The organism is Pseudomonas sp. UYEF17 (genome assembly GCF_040546125.1).
GTDB lineage: Bacteria > Pseudomonadota > Gammaproteobacteria > Pseudomonadales > Pseudomonadaceae > Aquipseudomonas > Aquipseudomonas putida_Z.
Genome location: NZ_JBEPNE010000008.1, coordinates 41,348 through 56,251, shown reverse-complemented (window position 1 = coordinate 56,251; position 14,904 = coordinate 41,348). Strand labels below are relative to the sequence as shown.

The window sequence follows — 14,904 nt, the reverse complement described above, 5'->3', positions numbered from 1 at the left end:
TTGCACAGGAAGATTGAAATGGTCCAGCCCCCGGAGAGCATGGGGCTGCTTTGCAGCCCTGTCGCGACACAAGGCCGCTCCTACAGGTTCGGCGCCGCATTCGGCGGTGGCTTGTAGGAGCGGCCTTGTGTCGCGATAGGGGCGCAAAGCGCCCCCATTTCTGACGAAGCTATTTCAAGTCGAAGCGATCCAGCTCCATCACTTTCTCCCAGGCCGCGACAAAGTCCCGCACGAACTTGTCCCGGCCATCACTGCTGCCATACACCTCGCTCAACGCCCGCAACTGGGCATGGGAGCCGAACACCAGGTCAACCCGGCTACCGGTCCACTTCACCTGCCCGGTCTTGCGGTCGCGCCCTTCGAAGGTTTCGTTATCCGCCGAGGTCGGCTTCCACTCAACGCCCATGTCCAGCAGGTTGCGGAAGAAGTCGTTGCTCAGGGTACCGACCTTGTCGGTGAACACGCCCTGCTGGCTGCCGCCATGGTTGGCGCCGAGCACGCGCAGGCCGCCGATCAGCACGGTCATTTCCGGCGCGGTCAGGGTCAACAACTGGGCCTTGTCCAGCAGCAGCTTCTCGGCCTTGACGCTGTAGCGGGCCTTGGTGAAGTTGCGGAAGCCATCGGCCAGCGGCTCCAGCACGGCGAACGACTCGACGTCGGTCTGCGCCTGGGAGGCATCGGTACGCCCCGGGCGGAACGCCACGCTGACGTTGTGCCCGGCGTCCTTGGCAGCCTTTTCCACTGCGGCGGCGCCAGCCAGAACGATCAGGTCAGCCAGGGAGATCTTCTTGCCACCGGCATTGAACTCGGCCTGGATCTTCTCCAGCGCCGCCAGCACCTTGCCTGTGCCCTGGTTCGCCGGCCAGTCCTTCTGCGGCGCCAGGCGCAGGCGGCCACCATTGGCCCCGCCACGCTTGTCCGAACCGCGGAAGGTCGACGCCGCCGCCCAGGCAGTGGCCACCAGCTCGCCAACGCTCAGGCCCGCCGCGAGCACCTTGGCCTTGAGCGCGGCAATGTCCTGCTCACCCACCAGTGGGTGGTCGACTTTTGGCAGCGGGTCCTGCCACAGCAGCTCTTCGTTGGGCATTTCCGGGCCCAGGTAGCGCGCCAATGGGCCCATGTCGCGGTGGATCAGCTTGTACCAGGCTCGGGCGAAGGCGTCTGCCAGCTGCTCAGGGTTGTCCTTGAAGCGGCGGGCGATCGGCTCGTAGATCGGGTCGAAGCGCAGCGCCAGGTCGGAGGTGAGCATGGAAGGCGCGTGGCGCTTGGCCGGGTCATGGGCATCCGGCACGGTGCCTGCCCCCTTGCCCTCCTTCGGCCGCCACTGGTGGGCACCGGCCGGGCTCTTGGTCAGTTCCCAGTCGAAGTTGAACAGGTTGTTGAGGTATTCGTTGCTCCATCGGGTGGGGGTCGAAGTCCAGGTCACTTCCAGGCCGCTGGTGATGGTATCGCCACCCTTGCCGCTGCCGAACTTGTTGGCCCAACCCAACCCCTGCAGCTCCAGGCCTGCAGCTTCGGGCTCCGGGCCGACGTTGTCGGCAGGGCCGGCACCGTGGGTCTTGCCGAAGGCGTGGCCACCGGCGATCAGCGCCACGGTTTCTTCATCGTTCATGGCCATGCGGCCGAAGGTGTCACGGATGTCCTTGCCCGAGGCTACCGGGTCGGGGTTGCCGTCCGGGCCTTCCGGGTTCACGTAGATCAGGCCCATCTGCACAGCAGCCAAGGGGTTTTCCAGGTTACGCTCGCCGGACAGGTCCCGGCTTTGCTCCTCTGGGTGCTTGGCTGGCTCTGCTACCAGGTCACCCTGGCCTGGCGGCTGGGCCTTGACCTGCTCATTGCCATAACGAATGTCTCCGCCCAGCCAGACCTTTTCCGAACCCCAGTACACATCTTCGTCCGGCTCCCACACGTCGGCACGCCCGCCGGAGAAGCCGAAGGTCTTGAAGCCCATGGATTCGAGGGCGACGTTGCCGGTGAGCACGATCAGGTCGGCCCAGGAAATCTTGTTGCCGTACTTCTGCTTGATCGGCCACAGCAGGCGCCGGGCCTTGTCCAGGCTGACGTTGTCCGGCCAGCTGTTGAGCGGGGCGAAGCGCTGCTGGCCAGAGCCTGCACCACCCCGGCCATCGCCGATGCGGTAGGTACCGGCGCTGTGCCAGGCCATGCGAATGAACAGCGGGCCGTAGTGGCCGAAGTCGGCGGGCCACCAGTCCTGGGAGTCGGTCATCAAGGCGGTCAGGTCTTTCTTCAGGGCCTGGAAGTCGAGGCTCTTGAACGCCTTGGCATAGTCGAAACCCGGGTCCATCGGGTCGGACTTGGAGGAATGTTGGTGAAGAATTCTCAGGTTGAGCTGGTCAGGCCACCAGTCACGGTTGGTGGTGCCACCACCTGCGGTTTGATGGAACGGGCATTTCGATTCGTTCGACATCTGCGGGTACCTTTGGGTCGGTTATCCAGATTTCCGGTCTTTGCCAGGTGTTCTTTCAGCCGAGCGCGTGGGCTCGTGCTACCCCTCGTCAGGTCTACACGGGGCTTGCGAAGCTGTCACGACGGGGTTGGTGCGGTCTTGCACGCAAGTGCTGACACGCCGCCCGCTCGCGGAATTCGCGGGGCCAGGGGAAAGACTAGCCGAGCTTGGACAGAGTTCTAATAGAGTGGCTATTGAGGGGTGATAGGTTGGCTCTGTCAGCCTTCCTGTGCCGGCCTCTTCGCGGGTAAACCCGCTCCCACAGGTACGGTACAGCCCTCAAGACCTGTGGTGATCCTGTGGGAGCGGGTTTACCCGCGAAGAAGCCGGCACATCCATACAAGGCAATTAGGCTGGCCACATGCTTCAATACACCGCCACCCCCTCTACTCCGGAACCCGCCCCCTCATGAACCGCAACGACCTGCGCCGCGTCGACATGAACCTGCTGGTACTGTTCGAAGCCCTGATGATCGAACGCAACCTGACCCGGGTCGGCGAAAAGCTGTTCATCACCCAGCCCACCGTCAGCGCCGCCCTCGCCCGCCTGCGCGAGCTGTTCGACGACCCGCTGCTGATCCGCAACGGCCGGGCCATGGAGCCCACGCCACGGGCCATGCAGATCTTCGCCGAGCTGGGGCCGGCCATGGATGTGATTTCCGCCGCCATCAGCCGCGCCCGCGAGTTCGACCCGGTCAACAGCTGCAACGTGTTCCGCCTGGGCCTGTCGGACGATGCCGAGTTCGGCCTGTTCCCGGCCCTGCTGCAGGCCCTGCGCGAAGAGGCCCCGAACATCAGCGTGGTGGTGCGCCGGGCCAACTTCCTGCTGATGCCGGGGCTGCTGGCCAGCGGCGAGATCTCGGTGGGCGTGAGCTACACCACGGACCTGCCGGCCACCGCCAAGCGCCGCAAGCTGCGCAACATTGGCGTGCGGGTGCTGCGCGCCGATGACCGCCCGGGCCCGCTGACCCTCGACGAATACTGCGCCCGCCCGCATGTGATGGTGTCGTTCTCGGGCGACATGAGCGGCAATATCGACCTCGACCTGGCGCGCATCGGCCGCTGCCGCAAGGTGGTGCTGGCGGTGCCGCAGTTCGGCAGCCTGCGCGCCCTGCTGCGCAACACCGAGCTGATCGCCACGGTGCCGGACTATGCCGCCTGCGCCCTGGCCGACGACGGCAGCCTGCGCGCCGACCCGGCGCCGTTCGACATCACCGAGGCCGAACTGTCGATGGTCTGGAGCGGCGCCCAGGACAATGACCCGGCCGAGCGCTGGCTGCGCGAGCGCATCCTGCAGTTCATGGCCACGCAGTGATGCATCGACCTCATCGATAGCCACCATGAATGCCATCAAGTTCCGCTGCGGCAAGCCCGGGCGGAAGATGGCGGCATTCACTGATTGATGAGGCCTCCCATGAAAACCGGCATGATCGCTGCCCTGCTCGCCTTGCTGGCCGCCCTTGGCGGTTGTGCCAGCCCTGCCGCTACCGACGCGCAGCCCTACGGGCACTTCTATTCGGCCACGGCCATTTCCAGCGTCGCCCTGGCCCCCGGCCAACGGGTGGCGGTGCTGCTGGGGCGAGACGCCGAAGCAACCCTCGAATACCTCGGCAGCCATCGTACCCAGGCAGCCGCACCGGCCCAGGGCCAGCGTGCCCCTGTTGCGACCCTGGGCGGCGAGAGCCAGGCGTATGACTGGCTGGCGCGGTCACTGGCGCAGCAGTTTGCCGAAGTGACCTTCTATGACGACCTGGACACGCTGCTGGGTGACCACCAGGATGTGATCGTGCTGCTGGACACCGAAAGCCGTTTGGCCAGCGCGGATATCGAAAGCCGGGTGGTTGCGCGCTTTTTCGATGACCAGCTGACCTACATCGGCCGCGCTGAAGGGCGGGCCAGCAAGCGCCTGGACGATGTGGCGCGGGTGGCCGAGGATGAACGGGCGGTGCAGGCGGATGCCTTGCGCGACTTTGACGATTCGTTGCAGGCGTTGTTGAAGGGTCGCGTTTGAAGGCCCTTTCACTGGTATAGCGCAAATGCTCGGGCACAGCACCGGCCTGTAGGAGCAGCCTTGTGCTGCGAAGAGGCCAGTACTGCCACAGAATTTCTTTTGCCACACCGGCCCTTTCGCAGCACAAGGCTGCTCCTACAGGTCGGTGTGCTGTAGCTGTAATAACAGCGGTAAAGCTGCTACTTGCCCCGCTGCATCCACGCCGCTCCCAGCCCGCTGAGGCAGATCACCGAGATGCCCACCAGGCTCAGGGTATCCGGCACCTGGCTATAGACAACCAACCCAAGCAACCCGGCAAACACGATCTGGCAATAACTGAACGGCGCCAGCAAGGCCGGTGCCGCATGGCGAAAGGCCTGGGTCAGCAGCAGGTGCGCAGTCATGCCAAAGCCACCCAGCGCCAGCATCAGCAGCGCATGGTCCCAACGCGGCATCTCCCAGAAGAACGGCACCAGCGCACTCATCGCCAGGGTGTTGCACAACCCCGCATAGAAGTTGCTGGTGGTCGGGCTGTCATGCGCGGCCAGGATGCGCGTCAGCAACTGATAGAAGCAGAAGCCCAGCGCCGAACCGAACGGATACAGGATGGCCGGGGTGAACATCGCCCCGCCCGGGTGCACCACCACCAGCACACCGATGAAGCCCATCACCACCGCCACCCACTGCCCCACCGTCACCCGCTCCTTGAGCAACGGCGCCGACAGCGCGGTGACCAGCACCGGGGCCAGGAAGTTGACCGCCGTGGCCTCGGCCAGCGGCAGGTACTGCAGGCCGGTGGTGAACAGCAGGCTGGTACTCAACAGGCTCAGGGCACGTAACGTCTGCAACAGCGGACGGCGGGTGCGCAGCACGTTGAGGCCGGCCTTGGGCAGGAAGATGCCGGCCATCAGCAGCGTGTGCACCACATACCGCGCCCACACCACCATGATGATCGGGTACAGGCCGCCGAGGAACTTGGACAGGGCATCGTGACTGGCGAACAGGAACGTCGCCACCACCACCAGGGCGATGCCGCGCAGGGGTTGGTTGACTCCGGACAGCGGTGTGCTGGAACTCATGGCACTCTCGATGACGGCGCGGCTGGATGCGGCGCCCAGGGAAGGCCGCGCAGGCGTTGCCTGGCGGATGCAACAGCTCGGATTCTAGAAGAGATGCCAAAGAATAAGGAAGTTCTATTGCCGCCAGCCAAGGCCGACTGCAATTTCTGTTCGCTGATCGACCACTTTCCGCCCCGCGCGCATGGCCCGTGGCGTGCTGATCGCTGACCATCGAATGCGAACCCTGCCCACCCTACAAGGAATTTACATGCAAAGGCTCACCACCCGAAACGGCCTGGACCTGCCCGCGATCGGCCTGGGCACCTGGCCAATGACCGGCAGCGAGTGCACCCAGGCCGTGCGCCAGGCGCTTGAAGTGGGTTACCGGCACATCGACACCGCCACTGCCTATGACAACGAAGCCGCCGTCGGCCAGGCCCTGCGCGACAGCGATGTACCGCGCGAGCAGATTCACCTGACCACCAAGGTATGGTGGGATCGCCTGGCGCCCAAGGCCATGCGCCAGTCGCTGGAGGACAGCCTGCGCGCGCTGGGTACCGAGCAGGTCGATCTGTTCCACATCCACTGGCCCGGCCAGGACTGGGACCTGGCCCGCAGCATCGAAACCCTGGTGGCCCTGCGTGACGAGGGCAAGGCGCGCAGCATCGGCGTGGCCAACTTCCCGCTGGGGCTGCTGCGCCAGGTGGTGGAAACCCTGGGCGCACCATTGTCGGCGATCCAGGTGGAATACCACGTGCTGCTCGGCCAGCAACCGCTGCTGGACTACGCCCGCCGCCACGACCTGCTGCTCACCGCCTACACCCCGCTGGCCCGTGGGCAGGCGGCGGCGCAGCCGGTGATCCAGGCGATCGCCCGCAAGCATGGCGTACTGCCCAGCCAGGTGGCGCTGAAGTGGTTGCTGGACCAGGACGGCGTGGCGGTGATCCCCAAGGCCGGCAGCCGCGAGAACCAGCTGGCCAACCTGGCGGCGTTGAACGTGCAACTGGATGACGAGGACCGCGCGGCGATTGCCGGGTTGCCGAAGGACCAGCGAGTGGTGAGCCCGGCGTTTGCGCCGGACTGGAACAGCTGATTGCTGCTCAATATCTGAAAGCTGGCACGATCTCTGTGGGAGCGGCCTTGTGTCGCGAAAGGGCCGCAAAGCGGCCCCGGCAATTTTTGCGGCGAAGCTGAAAATGATGGGGGCGCTGCGCGCCCCAATCGCGACACAAGGCCGCTCCCACAATGGGCCGCGTAGGCCGTTATATTGGCGTCATGACCTGCTTCAACCGCTCGTTCGCCGGTGCCGGTCGCCCGTACAGGTAACCCTGGAAGTGCGAGCAACCCTCCGCCGCCAACCGGCGCATCTGCTCCTCCGACTCAACCCCCTCGGCCGTGGTCTTGATCATCAGGCTGTTGGACAGGTCGGTAATGGCGCGGATGATCGACATCGCCTCGCGGCTGTCGCACATGTCATGCACGAACGACTTGTCGATCTTGATCCGGTCGAACGGGAACGAACGCAGGTAGCCCAGCGAGGAATACCCGGTGCCGAAATCGTCCAGCGAAATGGACACGCCCAGGTCCTTCAGTGCACGCAAGGTGCGCACGTTCTCCTCGCTGTTGCCCAACAGCACCGACTCGGTGACCTCCAGCTCCAGCCGCTGCGGCGGCAGGCCTGAGTCGGCCAGCGCCAGGGCCACGGTGTGCACCAGGTTGGCATTCTTGAACTGCACCGCCGACAGGTTGACCGACACCGTCTGCTCGCTGTCCCAGCTGGCCGCCTCCTGGCAGGCCAGGTTCAGCGCCCGGTTGCCCAGTTCGTGGATCAGCCCGGTTTCCTCGGCGATGGGGATGAAGTCCATGGGCATGACCATGCCGCGGGTCGGGTGCTCCCAGCGCAGCAACGCCTCATAGCCGGTAACGCTGCTGGTCTGCTGGTCGACCACCGGCTGGTAGTGCAGCTGCAACTGGCCCAGGTGCAGCGCGGTGCGCAGGTCGGTTTCCACCAGGCGGCGCTGGCGGGCGGCGACGTCCAGTTCGACGTTGAAGCACTCGTAGCGGTTGCGGCCATTACGCTTGGCCTCGTACAGCGCCATGTCGGCGTAGCCCAGCAGTTGCTCGGCCTGGTCGCTGTCATCAGGCGCAATGGCAATGCCGATGCTCACCCCCACCGTGAACTGGTGCCCCTCGATCTGGAACGGTGGGCAGATCGCGTTGATCAGGCGCTGCGCAGTGTTGCATGCGGCCTCCCGGCCCTCCAGGCCGGTCAGCACCACGGCAAACTCGTCGCCGCCCAGGCGGGCCAGGGTGTCGTGTTCGCGCAGCTCGCGGCGCAGGCGCTTGCCCAGCGCGCGCAGCAGCTTGTCGCCAAAGGCGTGACCCAGCGAATCGTTGATGTTCTTGAAGTTGTCCAGGTCCAGGCACAGGGCGGCGGTCAGCTTGGCGTGCTCGCTGTCACGCACCAGCGCCTGGCGCAGGCGTTCGTTGAACAGGGTGCGGTTGGGCAGCCCGGTCAGCGCATCGTGGTGCGCCATGTGGTGGATCTGCGCGTGGGCGGCCAGCTCTTCTGTGGCGTCTTCGGCAACGAACAGCACGTAGTCGGCCTGGCCTTCACGGTTCTGGCTGAGCAAGGTGCGGCTGCGCAAGGTGCGTGGGCCGCAGGCCGTGTCGACCCGGGTTTCGGCGGCATGGCCCTTGGTGCTGCGGGCGCCACGGGCCAGTTGCTGTTCCAGGTAACCGGCAGCACCCGGTGCCAGGCATTCGCCGGGCAACTGCCCGGTCATGCTGCGCTGCGGCCCGCCGAACAGGCGTTCGGCCTGCTGGTTGGCCAGCAGGATGCGCTGGCTTTCCAGGTCCTGGACAATGACGCTGGCAGGGATGTTGGCAATCACCGAATCAAGGAACTGCGACAGCTTGGTCATTTCCTGGCTGTACTGCTCGGCCAGTTCCTTGGCCTGCAGCAGTTCCTGCTCTTGCCGGTGGCGCTCGGAAATGTCGCGGGTGACCTTGGCGAAGCCCACCAGTTGCCCGGCATCGTCGTACACCGCGTCGATCACCACATGGGCATGGAAGGTCGTGCCGTCCTTGCGCAGGCGCGAACCGGTCTCTTCGAAGCGCCCGGTGCTGCGCGCCTGCTCAAGGTTGAGCGCGGGCAGCCCGGCGGCGCGCTCGGCATCGGTGTAGAACAACGAGTAGTGCTGGCCGACGATTTCCTCGGCAAGGTAGCCCTTGGCGCGCTGGGCGCCGGGGTTCCAGTTGGCGACGATACCTTCGGGGGTGAGCAGGTAGAAGGCATAGTCCACCACACTCTGGATCAACAGCCGGTACATGATGTCGGGGCTTGCGACTAGCGACATGAACTTTACCTGGGCCTTCGAAAGGCGTGAAAAGGATTGGTGGCATTATGCCTCTGATGACGATTTTGTGAAGTAGCTCACAAAAAGCCACGATCCCTTCAATTTGCGAACGAAGGCAGGCAACCCCTCAATGGCGGGCGCCCGTCACCAGGAAATTGAGCAAGCCCGGTTCGTCATCCAGGGCTATGGGCTGCGCCGGGCGCGACAGTTCGGCCAGCACGGCATTGCAGAAGGCCACGGCAGGCATGTCCTGGGCGTAACAGCGCATCAGCCAGTCGCCCTCGCCGCCCAGCAGTTGCAATGCCACCGCCCGGCCGATGCCCTGCCGGCGGTACTTTTTCAGGATGAACAGGTCGGCCAGTTCGAACGCATCGATGCCCGGCAGCTCGCTGCGTTCGACCAGCACGAAACCGGCGATGAAACCATCTGCCAGCACCAGGTACGCGCCCCAGCCATCGGCCTGCCAGTAACGTTGCAGGTGCTCGTCATGGATATAGAAGCGGCCGTCCACTTCGACGTCTTCCTGCTCCCAGTCCGAGGACTCGTAGACGTAGAACTGATAGAGGTTGCGAATCAGCGGGGCCTGGTCGGCAGTGGTTGCCAGCAGTTCGATGGGCAGCATGGTGCGGGGGCTCGGGTTAAAAAGGCGGATTCTAGATCAACAGCCCCTGGCAGCAAAAAGCCCAGGCCCTCCCCGCACGGAAAGGCCCAGGCCAAAACCAGTCATCGATTGCTAGGCGCCCCTGTGGGAGCGGGCATGCCCGCGAACACCGGCAAAGCCGGTGCCATACACCGCGGTGCCTGCTTCGCGGGCACGCCCGCTCCCACAGGGATCCCTTCAGGGCTCAACTGTTTTGCAACGCACGCGGGCGGTGGCTGCGCGCCTCGGCGTCCGGCGCCTTGGCCGCCTGCAGGTGGAAGTCGAACGCCAGCTCGGCAAAGCGTTCGCCCTCTACGCCGCGATCACGCGCCGCCGCAGCATCCTCGACAAAGCGCAGCTCGCCGACCAGCCCGTCACGGGTGGCGTAGGCAAAGTCATCCCACAGGTACTTGTCGCCGGCCAGGTTTATCTGCGTGGTCAGGTGGCGGTGCCCCGGCGCCGAGATGAAGAAGTGCACGTGCGCCGGGCGCTGGCCGTGACGGCCAAGCAGGTCCAGGCACTCCTGGGTTGGCCCTTGCGGGTCGCAGCCGTACCCCGACGGCACGATGGAGCGCGCGCGGTAACGCCCTTCGGCATCGGTGATGATGCGCCGGCGCAGGTTGTACTCGGACTGGGTGGAGTCGAAGTACGAATAGGTGCCCTGGGTGTTGGCGTGCCACAGGTCAACGGTGGCGCCGGCCAACGGCTTGCCTTCGGCATCGAACACCTGGCCCTGGAGGAACATCACCACGCCCGGGTCGCTGCCGTCGTCCATGCGCGCTTCGCCCTGCGCCAGCGGCGCCCCCGCCACATACAGTGGGCCTTCGATGGTGCGCGGGGTGCCGCCAGTCAGGCCGGCCTCGGCGTCCTTGGCATCCTGCAGCAGGTCGAGGAAATGTTCGATGCCCAGCCCCGCCGCCAGCAGGCCGGCTTCGTTACGACCACCCAGGCGGTTGAGGTAGTCGACGGCATGCCAGAACTCGTCTTCGGTGATTTCCAGGTCTTCGACCAGGCGTGCAGTGTCCTGCAGCACACGCAGCATGATCTGCTTGAAGCGTGGGTTGCCTTCGGCATGGCCCAGGCCGGCCACTTCGTTGAAGAACGCCTGAACATCGGCAGTGTGGGAAATTTTCACGGTCATCGTGCTTGCCTCATCTTGTTCTTGTCAGGTAGACAGGTGCGACTCAGCGGTCGTCGCTGTGAATCGACGAGGGGTGCCGGCACAGGCCGTCGACCTCGATGTCCATGTACGGGAACAGCGGCAGCTGCATCAGGGTGTCGTGCAGCGCCTCGACACTGGGCACGTCGAACACGCTGTAGTTGGCGTAGTGCCCGGCAATGCGCCATAAGTGGCGCCAGGTGCCTTCGCGCTGCAGGCGCTGGGCCAGTTCCTTTTCGTCGGCCTTGAGCCGGGCGGCCTTGGCCGGGTCCATGTCGACCGGCAGTTTCACGGTCATCTTCACGTGGAACAGCATGTTGTCTTCTCCTGTCTTGCAAATGTCTAAAGGCTTACGCGGCCCCTGTGGGAGCGGGTTTACCCGCGAACACGGGCGAAGCCCGTGCCATCCACCGCGTCGCCTGCTTCGCGGCTAAAGCCGCTCCCACAGGGTTCTGTGTGTGTTCGTTCAGCGGCGGGCGAAGCGCGCCAGGCGCTGTTCGTCCAGGGTCAGGCCCAGGCCAGGGGTACGTGGAATGTGCAGCTGGAAGTCGCGGTACTGCGGCGGCTCGTTGACGATTTCTTCGGTCAGCAGCAGCGGCCCGAACAGCTCGGTGCCCCAGGTGAGCTGGCGCAGGGTCAGGAAGGCGTGAGCCGAAGCCAGGGTGCCGATCGAGCCTTCGAGCATGGTCCCGCCATACAGGGCGATGCCGGCAGCCTCGGCGATTTGCGCGGTGCGCAGCACGGCGCGCGGGCCACCGTTCTTGGCTATTTTCAAGGCGAAGATGCTGGCCGCGCCGTCGGCGGCCAGGCTGAAGGCGTCCTCGACGCTTTCGATCGACTCGTCGGCCATGATCGGCGCCGGGCTGCGCTGGTTCAGGCGCACCTGGCCGCTGCGGTTGATGCGCGAAATCGGTTGCTCGATCAGGTCGATGCCGTTGTCGCCAAGCACCTGGCAGGCACGGATGGCCTGGGATTCGTCCCAGTACTGGTTGACGTCGACCCGCACGCTGGCACTGTCGCCCAGCTCGCGCTTGATCGCCACCACGTGCTTGAGATCCTGGGCCAACGGGTTGGCGCCGATCTTCAGCTTGAACAACCGATGCCGGCGAATCTCCAGCATGTGCAGGGCTTCGGCGATGTCGCGGGCGGTGTCGCCGCTGGCCAGGGTCCAGGCCACTTCCAGGCTGTCGCGCACGCGGCCACCCAGCAGTTCGCTGACCGGCAGGCCCAGGCGCTTGCCCTGGGCATCGAGCAAGGCGCTCTCGATACCCGACTTGGCAAAGGTGTTGCCCTTGGCCAGCTTGTCCAGCTTGAGCATGGCGGCGTTGATGTTGTCTGCCGGCAGGCCGATCAGCGCCGGCGCCAGGTGCGCATCGATGTTGGCCTTGATGCCCTCGGGGCTTTCGTAGCCATAGGCCAGGCCGCCGATGGTGGTGGCCTCGCCGATGCCTTCCACGCCATCACTGCAGCGAACACGCAATACCACCAGGGTCTGCTGCTGCATGGTGTGCATCGCCAGCTTGTGCGGGCGAATGGTCGGCAGGTCGACGATAATTGCCTCTATACGTTCAATCAGCGCGCTTGTCATTGTTGCCAGGTCCCGTTGTTTCGGGCTGCCAGCCGCAGGCCCGAGTGGTGCATTTACTTGCTTGTTCAAGGATTGCGCGAGACCCTGATAGCCGTCCAATATCGAATGAATCTCCCACCATACCCTGGAGGTCTGATGGAGCTGCGCCACCTGCGTTACTTCAAGGTCCTGGCCGAAACCCTGAACTTCACTCGCGCCGCCGAGCTGCTGCACATTGCCCAGCCACCGCTGAGCCGGCAGATCAGCCAACTCGAGGACCAGCTCGGTACCTTGCTGGTGGCGCGCGAGCGCCCGCTGCGGCTGACCGAGGCAGGTCGCTTCTTCTACGAGCAGAGCTGCACCGTGCTGCAGCAGCTGGAGAACATCAGCGACAACACCCGTCGCATCGGCCAGGGCCAGCGCCAGTGGCTGGGGATCGGCTTTGCCCCCTCGACCCTGTACAAGGTGCTGCCGGAGCTGATCCGCGAGCTGCGCCAGGACAGCGAGCTGGAACTGGGCCTGAACGAGATGACCACGCTGCAGCAGGTGGAGGCGCTGAAAAGCGGGCGCATCGACATCGCCTTCGGGCGCATTCGCATCGATGACCCGGCCATTCACCAGCAAGTGCTGTGCGAGGACCCGCTGGTGGCTGTACTGCCCAAGGGCCACCCGCTGGCAAGAAGCCCGCTTACCCTTGCCCAGCTGGCTGGCGAGGCGTTCATCCTCTACCCGGCCAACCCGCGGCCCAGCTATGCCGACCATGTGCTGGCACTGTTCGCCCACCACGGCATGAGCATCCGCGTCAGCCAGTGGGCCAACGAACTGCAGACCGCCATCGGCCTGGTGGCCGTCGGCGTAGGCGTCACCCTGGTGCCGGCGTCGGTGCAGCAGCAGCACCGCACCGATATCGAATATGTAAGCCTGCTCGACAGCGGTGCCGTCAGCCCGATCATCCTCAGCCGGCGCAAGGGCGATGTGAGCCCGATCGTGCAGCGCTGCCTGGCATTGATTGCACAACAGGCCGAATGAGGGCGCTCCCTGACCTCACGCGGTCGGTTGTAGGAGCGGCCTTGTGTCGCGAAAGGGCTGCAAAGCAGCCCCAGGGTTTCAGCGCAGATGCACGAATTGCCGGGGCTGCTTTGCAGCCCTTCGCGACACAAGGCCGCTCCTACAAGGGCCTGCGCAGGCCAGAAGAATGCGCCCCCCGGGTCATCATCAACCAACAGGAAAAACCAGCATGATTCACGGCAAGACACTGCAAGCATGGTGCAGCTCCCACCCCCTGATCGAAGACCTGGTGGCCCTGCGCGAAACCCGTTGGTTCAACCCGCACATCGCTCCTGCCGCCCAGGCCCTGGCCGATGTCGGCCTCAGCGCCGCCGATGTCAGTGCCGCCAGTGCCCGGCTGGCACGCTTTGCCCCCTACCTGGCCAGCGTGTTCCCGGAAACCGCTGCCACCGGCGGCATCATCGAGTCACCACTGCGCCCGCTGCCCACCCTGCACGACACCTTGCTGCAGGCAGCGGGCCTGCCAGCCAGCGGCTCACTCTGGCTCAAGGCCGACAGCGAGCTGCCGATCTCCGGTTCGATCAAGGCCCGCGGTGGCATTCATGAAGTGCTCAAGCATGCCGAAGACCTCGCTCTGGAGGCCGGCCTGATCCGCCTCGACAGCGATTACCGGGAACTGGCCAGCGACCAGGCCCGGCAATTCTTCAGCCAGTACAAGGTTGCGGTCGGCTCGACCGGCAACCTCGGCCTGTCGATCGGCATCATGAGCGCCAGGCTGGGCTTTCAGGCGACCGTGCACATGTCGGCCGATGCCCGCCAATGGAAGAAGGACAAACTGCGCGCCCATGGCGTGAGCGTGGTCGAGTACGAAAGCGACTACAGCGTGGCGGTGGAGCAAGGGCGCCAGCAGGCGGCGGCGGACCCGAGCTGCTACTTCGTCGACGACGAGAACTCGCCACACCTGTTCCTCGGCTATGCCGTGGCGGCCGAGCGGCTGGCCGTCCAGTTCGAGGCCGCGGGTATCAAGGTGGATGCCGAGCACCCGCTGTTCGTCTACCTGCCCTGCGGGGTCGGCGGCGGCCCGGGTGGCGTGGCGTTCGGCCTGAAGCTGATCTGGGGCGACCATGTGCACTGCATCTTCGCCGAGCCCACCCACTCGCCCTGCATGTTCCTGGGGGTGTATAGCGGTTTGCATGACGCCACCAGCGTGCAGGATTTCGGCATCGACAACCTGACCGCCGCCGACGGCCTGGCGGTGGGCCGACCTTCCGGCTTTGTCGGCAAGGCGATGCAGCGTTTGCTCGATGGTTATTACACGGTCAGCGACGAGGCGCTGTACCGGCTGTTGGTGCTGGCCCATGACCAGGAGAACGCGCGGCTGGAGCCTTCGGCGCTGGCGGGGATGCCGGGCATGGTCAAGGTGCTTGAATCGCCTGAATACCTGGCGCGCATGGGCCTGTCGGCTGGGCGCATGGAGCGGGCCACGCACCTGGTGTGGGGGACCGGTGGCAGCATGGTGCCGGAGGCAGAGTTTACGGCCTATCTGGCCAAAGGGAGGGGCTGAGGAATCGTCTCTGCTTTTGATGTCTGTAGGAGCGGCCTTGTGTCGCGATGGGGCGCGCAGCGGCCCCACATTTTCAGCTTCGCCGCTAATTTC

12 protein-coding genes are annotated in these 14,904 nt (G+C 65.2%); 5 read left to right on the top strand and 7 right to left on the bottom strand.

Translation table 11 applies throughout. The annotated features are described in order from the left end of the window. Positions 1-169: 169 nt before the first annotated feature. Positions 170-2,428: a catalase/peroxidase HPI gene (gene katG, locus ABIB24_RS14575; protein ID WP_354316751.1), complete on the bottom strand. Its 2,259-nt coding sequence runs from the start codon at positions 2,426-2,428 to the stop codon at positions 170-172. 447 nt (positions 2,429-2,875) lie between these two features. Here katG and ABIB24_RS14570 point away from each other — a divergent pair, with 447 nt between their 5' ends. Next, complete coding sequence (locus ABIB24_RS14570) at positions 2,876-3,781, top strand: LysR family transcriptional regulator (protein ID WP_025338767.1); 906 nt, start codon at positions 2,876-2,878, stop codon at positions 3,779-3,781. Between the two features lie 99 nt (positions 3,782-3,880). Next, a complete protein-coding gene (locus tag ABIB24_RS14565) occupies positions 3,881-4,477 on the top strand; it encodes a hypothetical protein (protein ID WP_137163682.1) in 597 nt (198 codons plus the stop codon). A 179-nt stretch (positions 4,478-4,656) separates the two neighbouring features. On the opposite strand, the gene ABIB24_RS14560 is transcribed toward ABIB24_RS14565, so the two are convergent. Then, the gene (locus tag ABIB24_RS14560) at positions 4,657-5,535 is read right to left on the bottom strand and encodes a DMT family transporter (protein WP_015270753.1); all 879 of its coding nucleotides are present in this window, start codon (positions 5,533-5,535) and stop codon (positions 4,657-4,659) included. Between the two features lie 247 nt (positions 5,536-5,782). Here ABIB24_RS14560 and ABIB24_RS14555 point away from each other — a divergent pair, with 247 nt between their 5' ends. Further along, positions 5,783-6,607 (top strand): aldo/keto reductase, encoded by an 825-nt coding sequence (locus ABIB24_RS14555; RefSeq protein WP_137163681.1) that lies wholly within the window; start codon positions 5,783-5,785, stop codon positions 6,605-6,607. Between the two features lie 169 nt (positions 6,608-6,776). Here ABIB24_RS14555 and ABIB24_RS14550 read toward each other — a convergent pair whose 3' ends face one another. From ABIB24_RS14550 to ABIB24_RS14530, 5 genes are all read right to left on the bottom strand, one after another. Beyond that, positions 6,777-8,873 carry a putative bifunctional diguanylate cyclase/phosphodiesterase gene (locus tag ABIB24_RS14550; protein ID WP_137163680.1) on the bottom strand — a complete coding sequence of 699 codons (2,097 nt, stop codon included), beginning with the start codon at positions 8,871-8,873 and terminating at the stop codon, positions 6,777-6,779. Between the two features lie 127 nt (positions 8,874-9,000). Then, positions 9,001-9,495, bottom strand: a complete 495-nt coding sequence (locus ABIB24_RS14545; protein WP_137163679.1) for a GNAT family N-acetyltransferase — start codon at positions 9,493-9,495, stop codon at positions 9,001-9,003. 223 nt (positions 9,496-9,718) lie between these two features. Next, positions 9,719-10,654 carry a catechol 1,2-dioxygenase gene (gene catA / locus ABIB24_RS14540; RefSeq protein ID WP_137163678.1) on the bottom strand — a complete coding sequence of 312 codons (936 nt, stop codon included), beginning with the start codon at positions 10,652-10,654 and terminating at the stop codon, positions 9,719-9,721. Positions 10,655-10,697: 43 nt separating this feature from the next. After that, on the bottom strand, positions 10,698-10,988 hold the full coding sequence (gene catC / locus ABIB24_RS14535; protein WP_013973066.1) for a muconolactone Delta-isomerase: 291 nt from the start codon (positions 10,986-10,988) through the stop codon (positions 10,698-10,700). A 150-nt stretch (positions 10,989-11,138) separates the two neighbouring features. Then, on the bottom strand, positions 11,139-12,260 hold the full coding sequence (locus ABIB24_RS14530; protein ID WP_137163677.1) for a muconate cycloisomerase family protein: 1,122 nt from the start codon (positions 12,258-12,260) through the stop codon (positions 11,139-11,141). A gap of 135 nt (positions 12,261-12,395) precedes the next feature. On the opposite strand from ABIB24_RS14530, the gene catR reads away from it, so the two are divergent. Further along, entirely contained in the window at positions 12,396-13,268 is an 873-nt protein-coding gene (gene catR, locus ABIB24_RS14525) for an HTH-type transcriptional regulator CatR (protein ID WP_354316745.1), read from the top strand. Positions 13,269-13,476: 208 nt separating this feature from the next. Beyond that, positions 13,477-14,811, top strand: coding sequence for a D-serine ammonia-lyase (dsdA, locus tag ABIB24_RS14520; RefSeq protein ID WP_274120775.1), 1,335 nt, complete (start codon positions 13,477-13,479; stop codon positions 14,809-14,811). Positions 14,812-14,904: the final 93 nt, after the last annotated feature.

Excerpts from the sequence above, each read along its gene's own strand:
- katG (WP_354316751.1), bottom strand. The coding sequence starts at position 2,428 with ATGTCGAACGAATCGAAATGCCCGTTCCATCAAACCGCAGGTGGTGGC.
- ABIB24_RS14570 (WP_025338767.1), top strand. The coding sequence starts at position 2,876 with ATGAACCGCAACGACCTGCGCCGCGTCGACATGAACCTGCTGGTACTG.
- ABIB24_RS14565 (WP_137163682.1), top strand. The coding sequence starts at position 3,881 with ATGAAAACCGGCATGATCGCTGCCCTGCTCGCCTTGCTGGCCGCCCTT.
- ABIB24_RS14560 (WP_015270753.1), bottom strand. The coding sequence starts at position 5,535 with ATGAGTTCCAGCACACCGCTGTCCGGAGTCAACCAACCCCTGCGCGGC.
- ABIB24_RS14555 (WP_137163681.1), top strand. The coding sequence starts at position 5,783 with ATGCAAAGGCTCACCACCCGAAACGGCCTGGACCTGCCCGCGATCGGC.
- ABIB24_RS14550 (WP_137163680.1), bottom strand. The coding sequence starts at position 8,873 with ATGTCGCTAGTCGCAAGCCCCGACATCATGTACCGGCTGTTGATCCAG.
- ABIB24_RS14545 (WP_137163679.1), bottom strand. The coding sequence starts at position 9,495 with ATGCTGCCCATCGAACTGCTGGCAACCACTGCCGACCAGGCCCCGCTG.
- catA (WP_137163678.1), bottom strand. The coding sequence starts at position 10,654 with ATGACCGTGAAAATTTCCCACACTGCCGATGTTCAGGCGTTCTTCAAC.
- catC (WP_013973066.1), bottom strand. The coding sequence starts at position 10,988 with ATGCTGTTCCACGTGAAGATGACCGTGAAACTGCCGGTCGACATGGAC.
- ABIB24_RS14530 (WP_137163677.1), bottom strand. The coding sequence starts at position 12,260 with ATGACAAGCGCGCTGATTGAACGTATAGAGGCAATTATCGTCGACCTG.
- catR (WP_354316745.1), top strand. The coding sequence starts at position 12,396 with ATGGAGCTGCGCCACCTGCGTTACTTCAAGGTCCTGGCCGAAACCCTG.
- dsdA (WP_274120775.1), top strand. The coding sequence starts at position 13,477 with ATGATTCACGGCAAGACACTGCAAGCATGGTGCAGCTCCCACCCCCTG.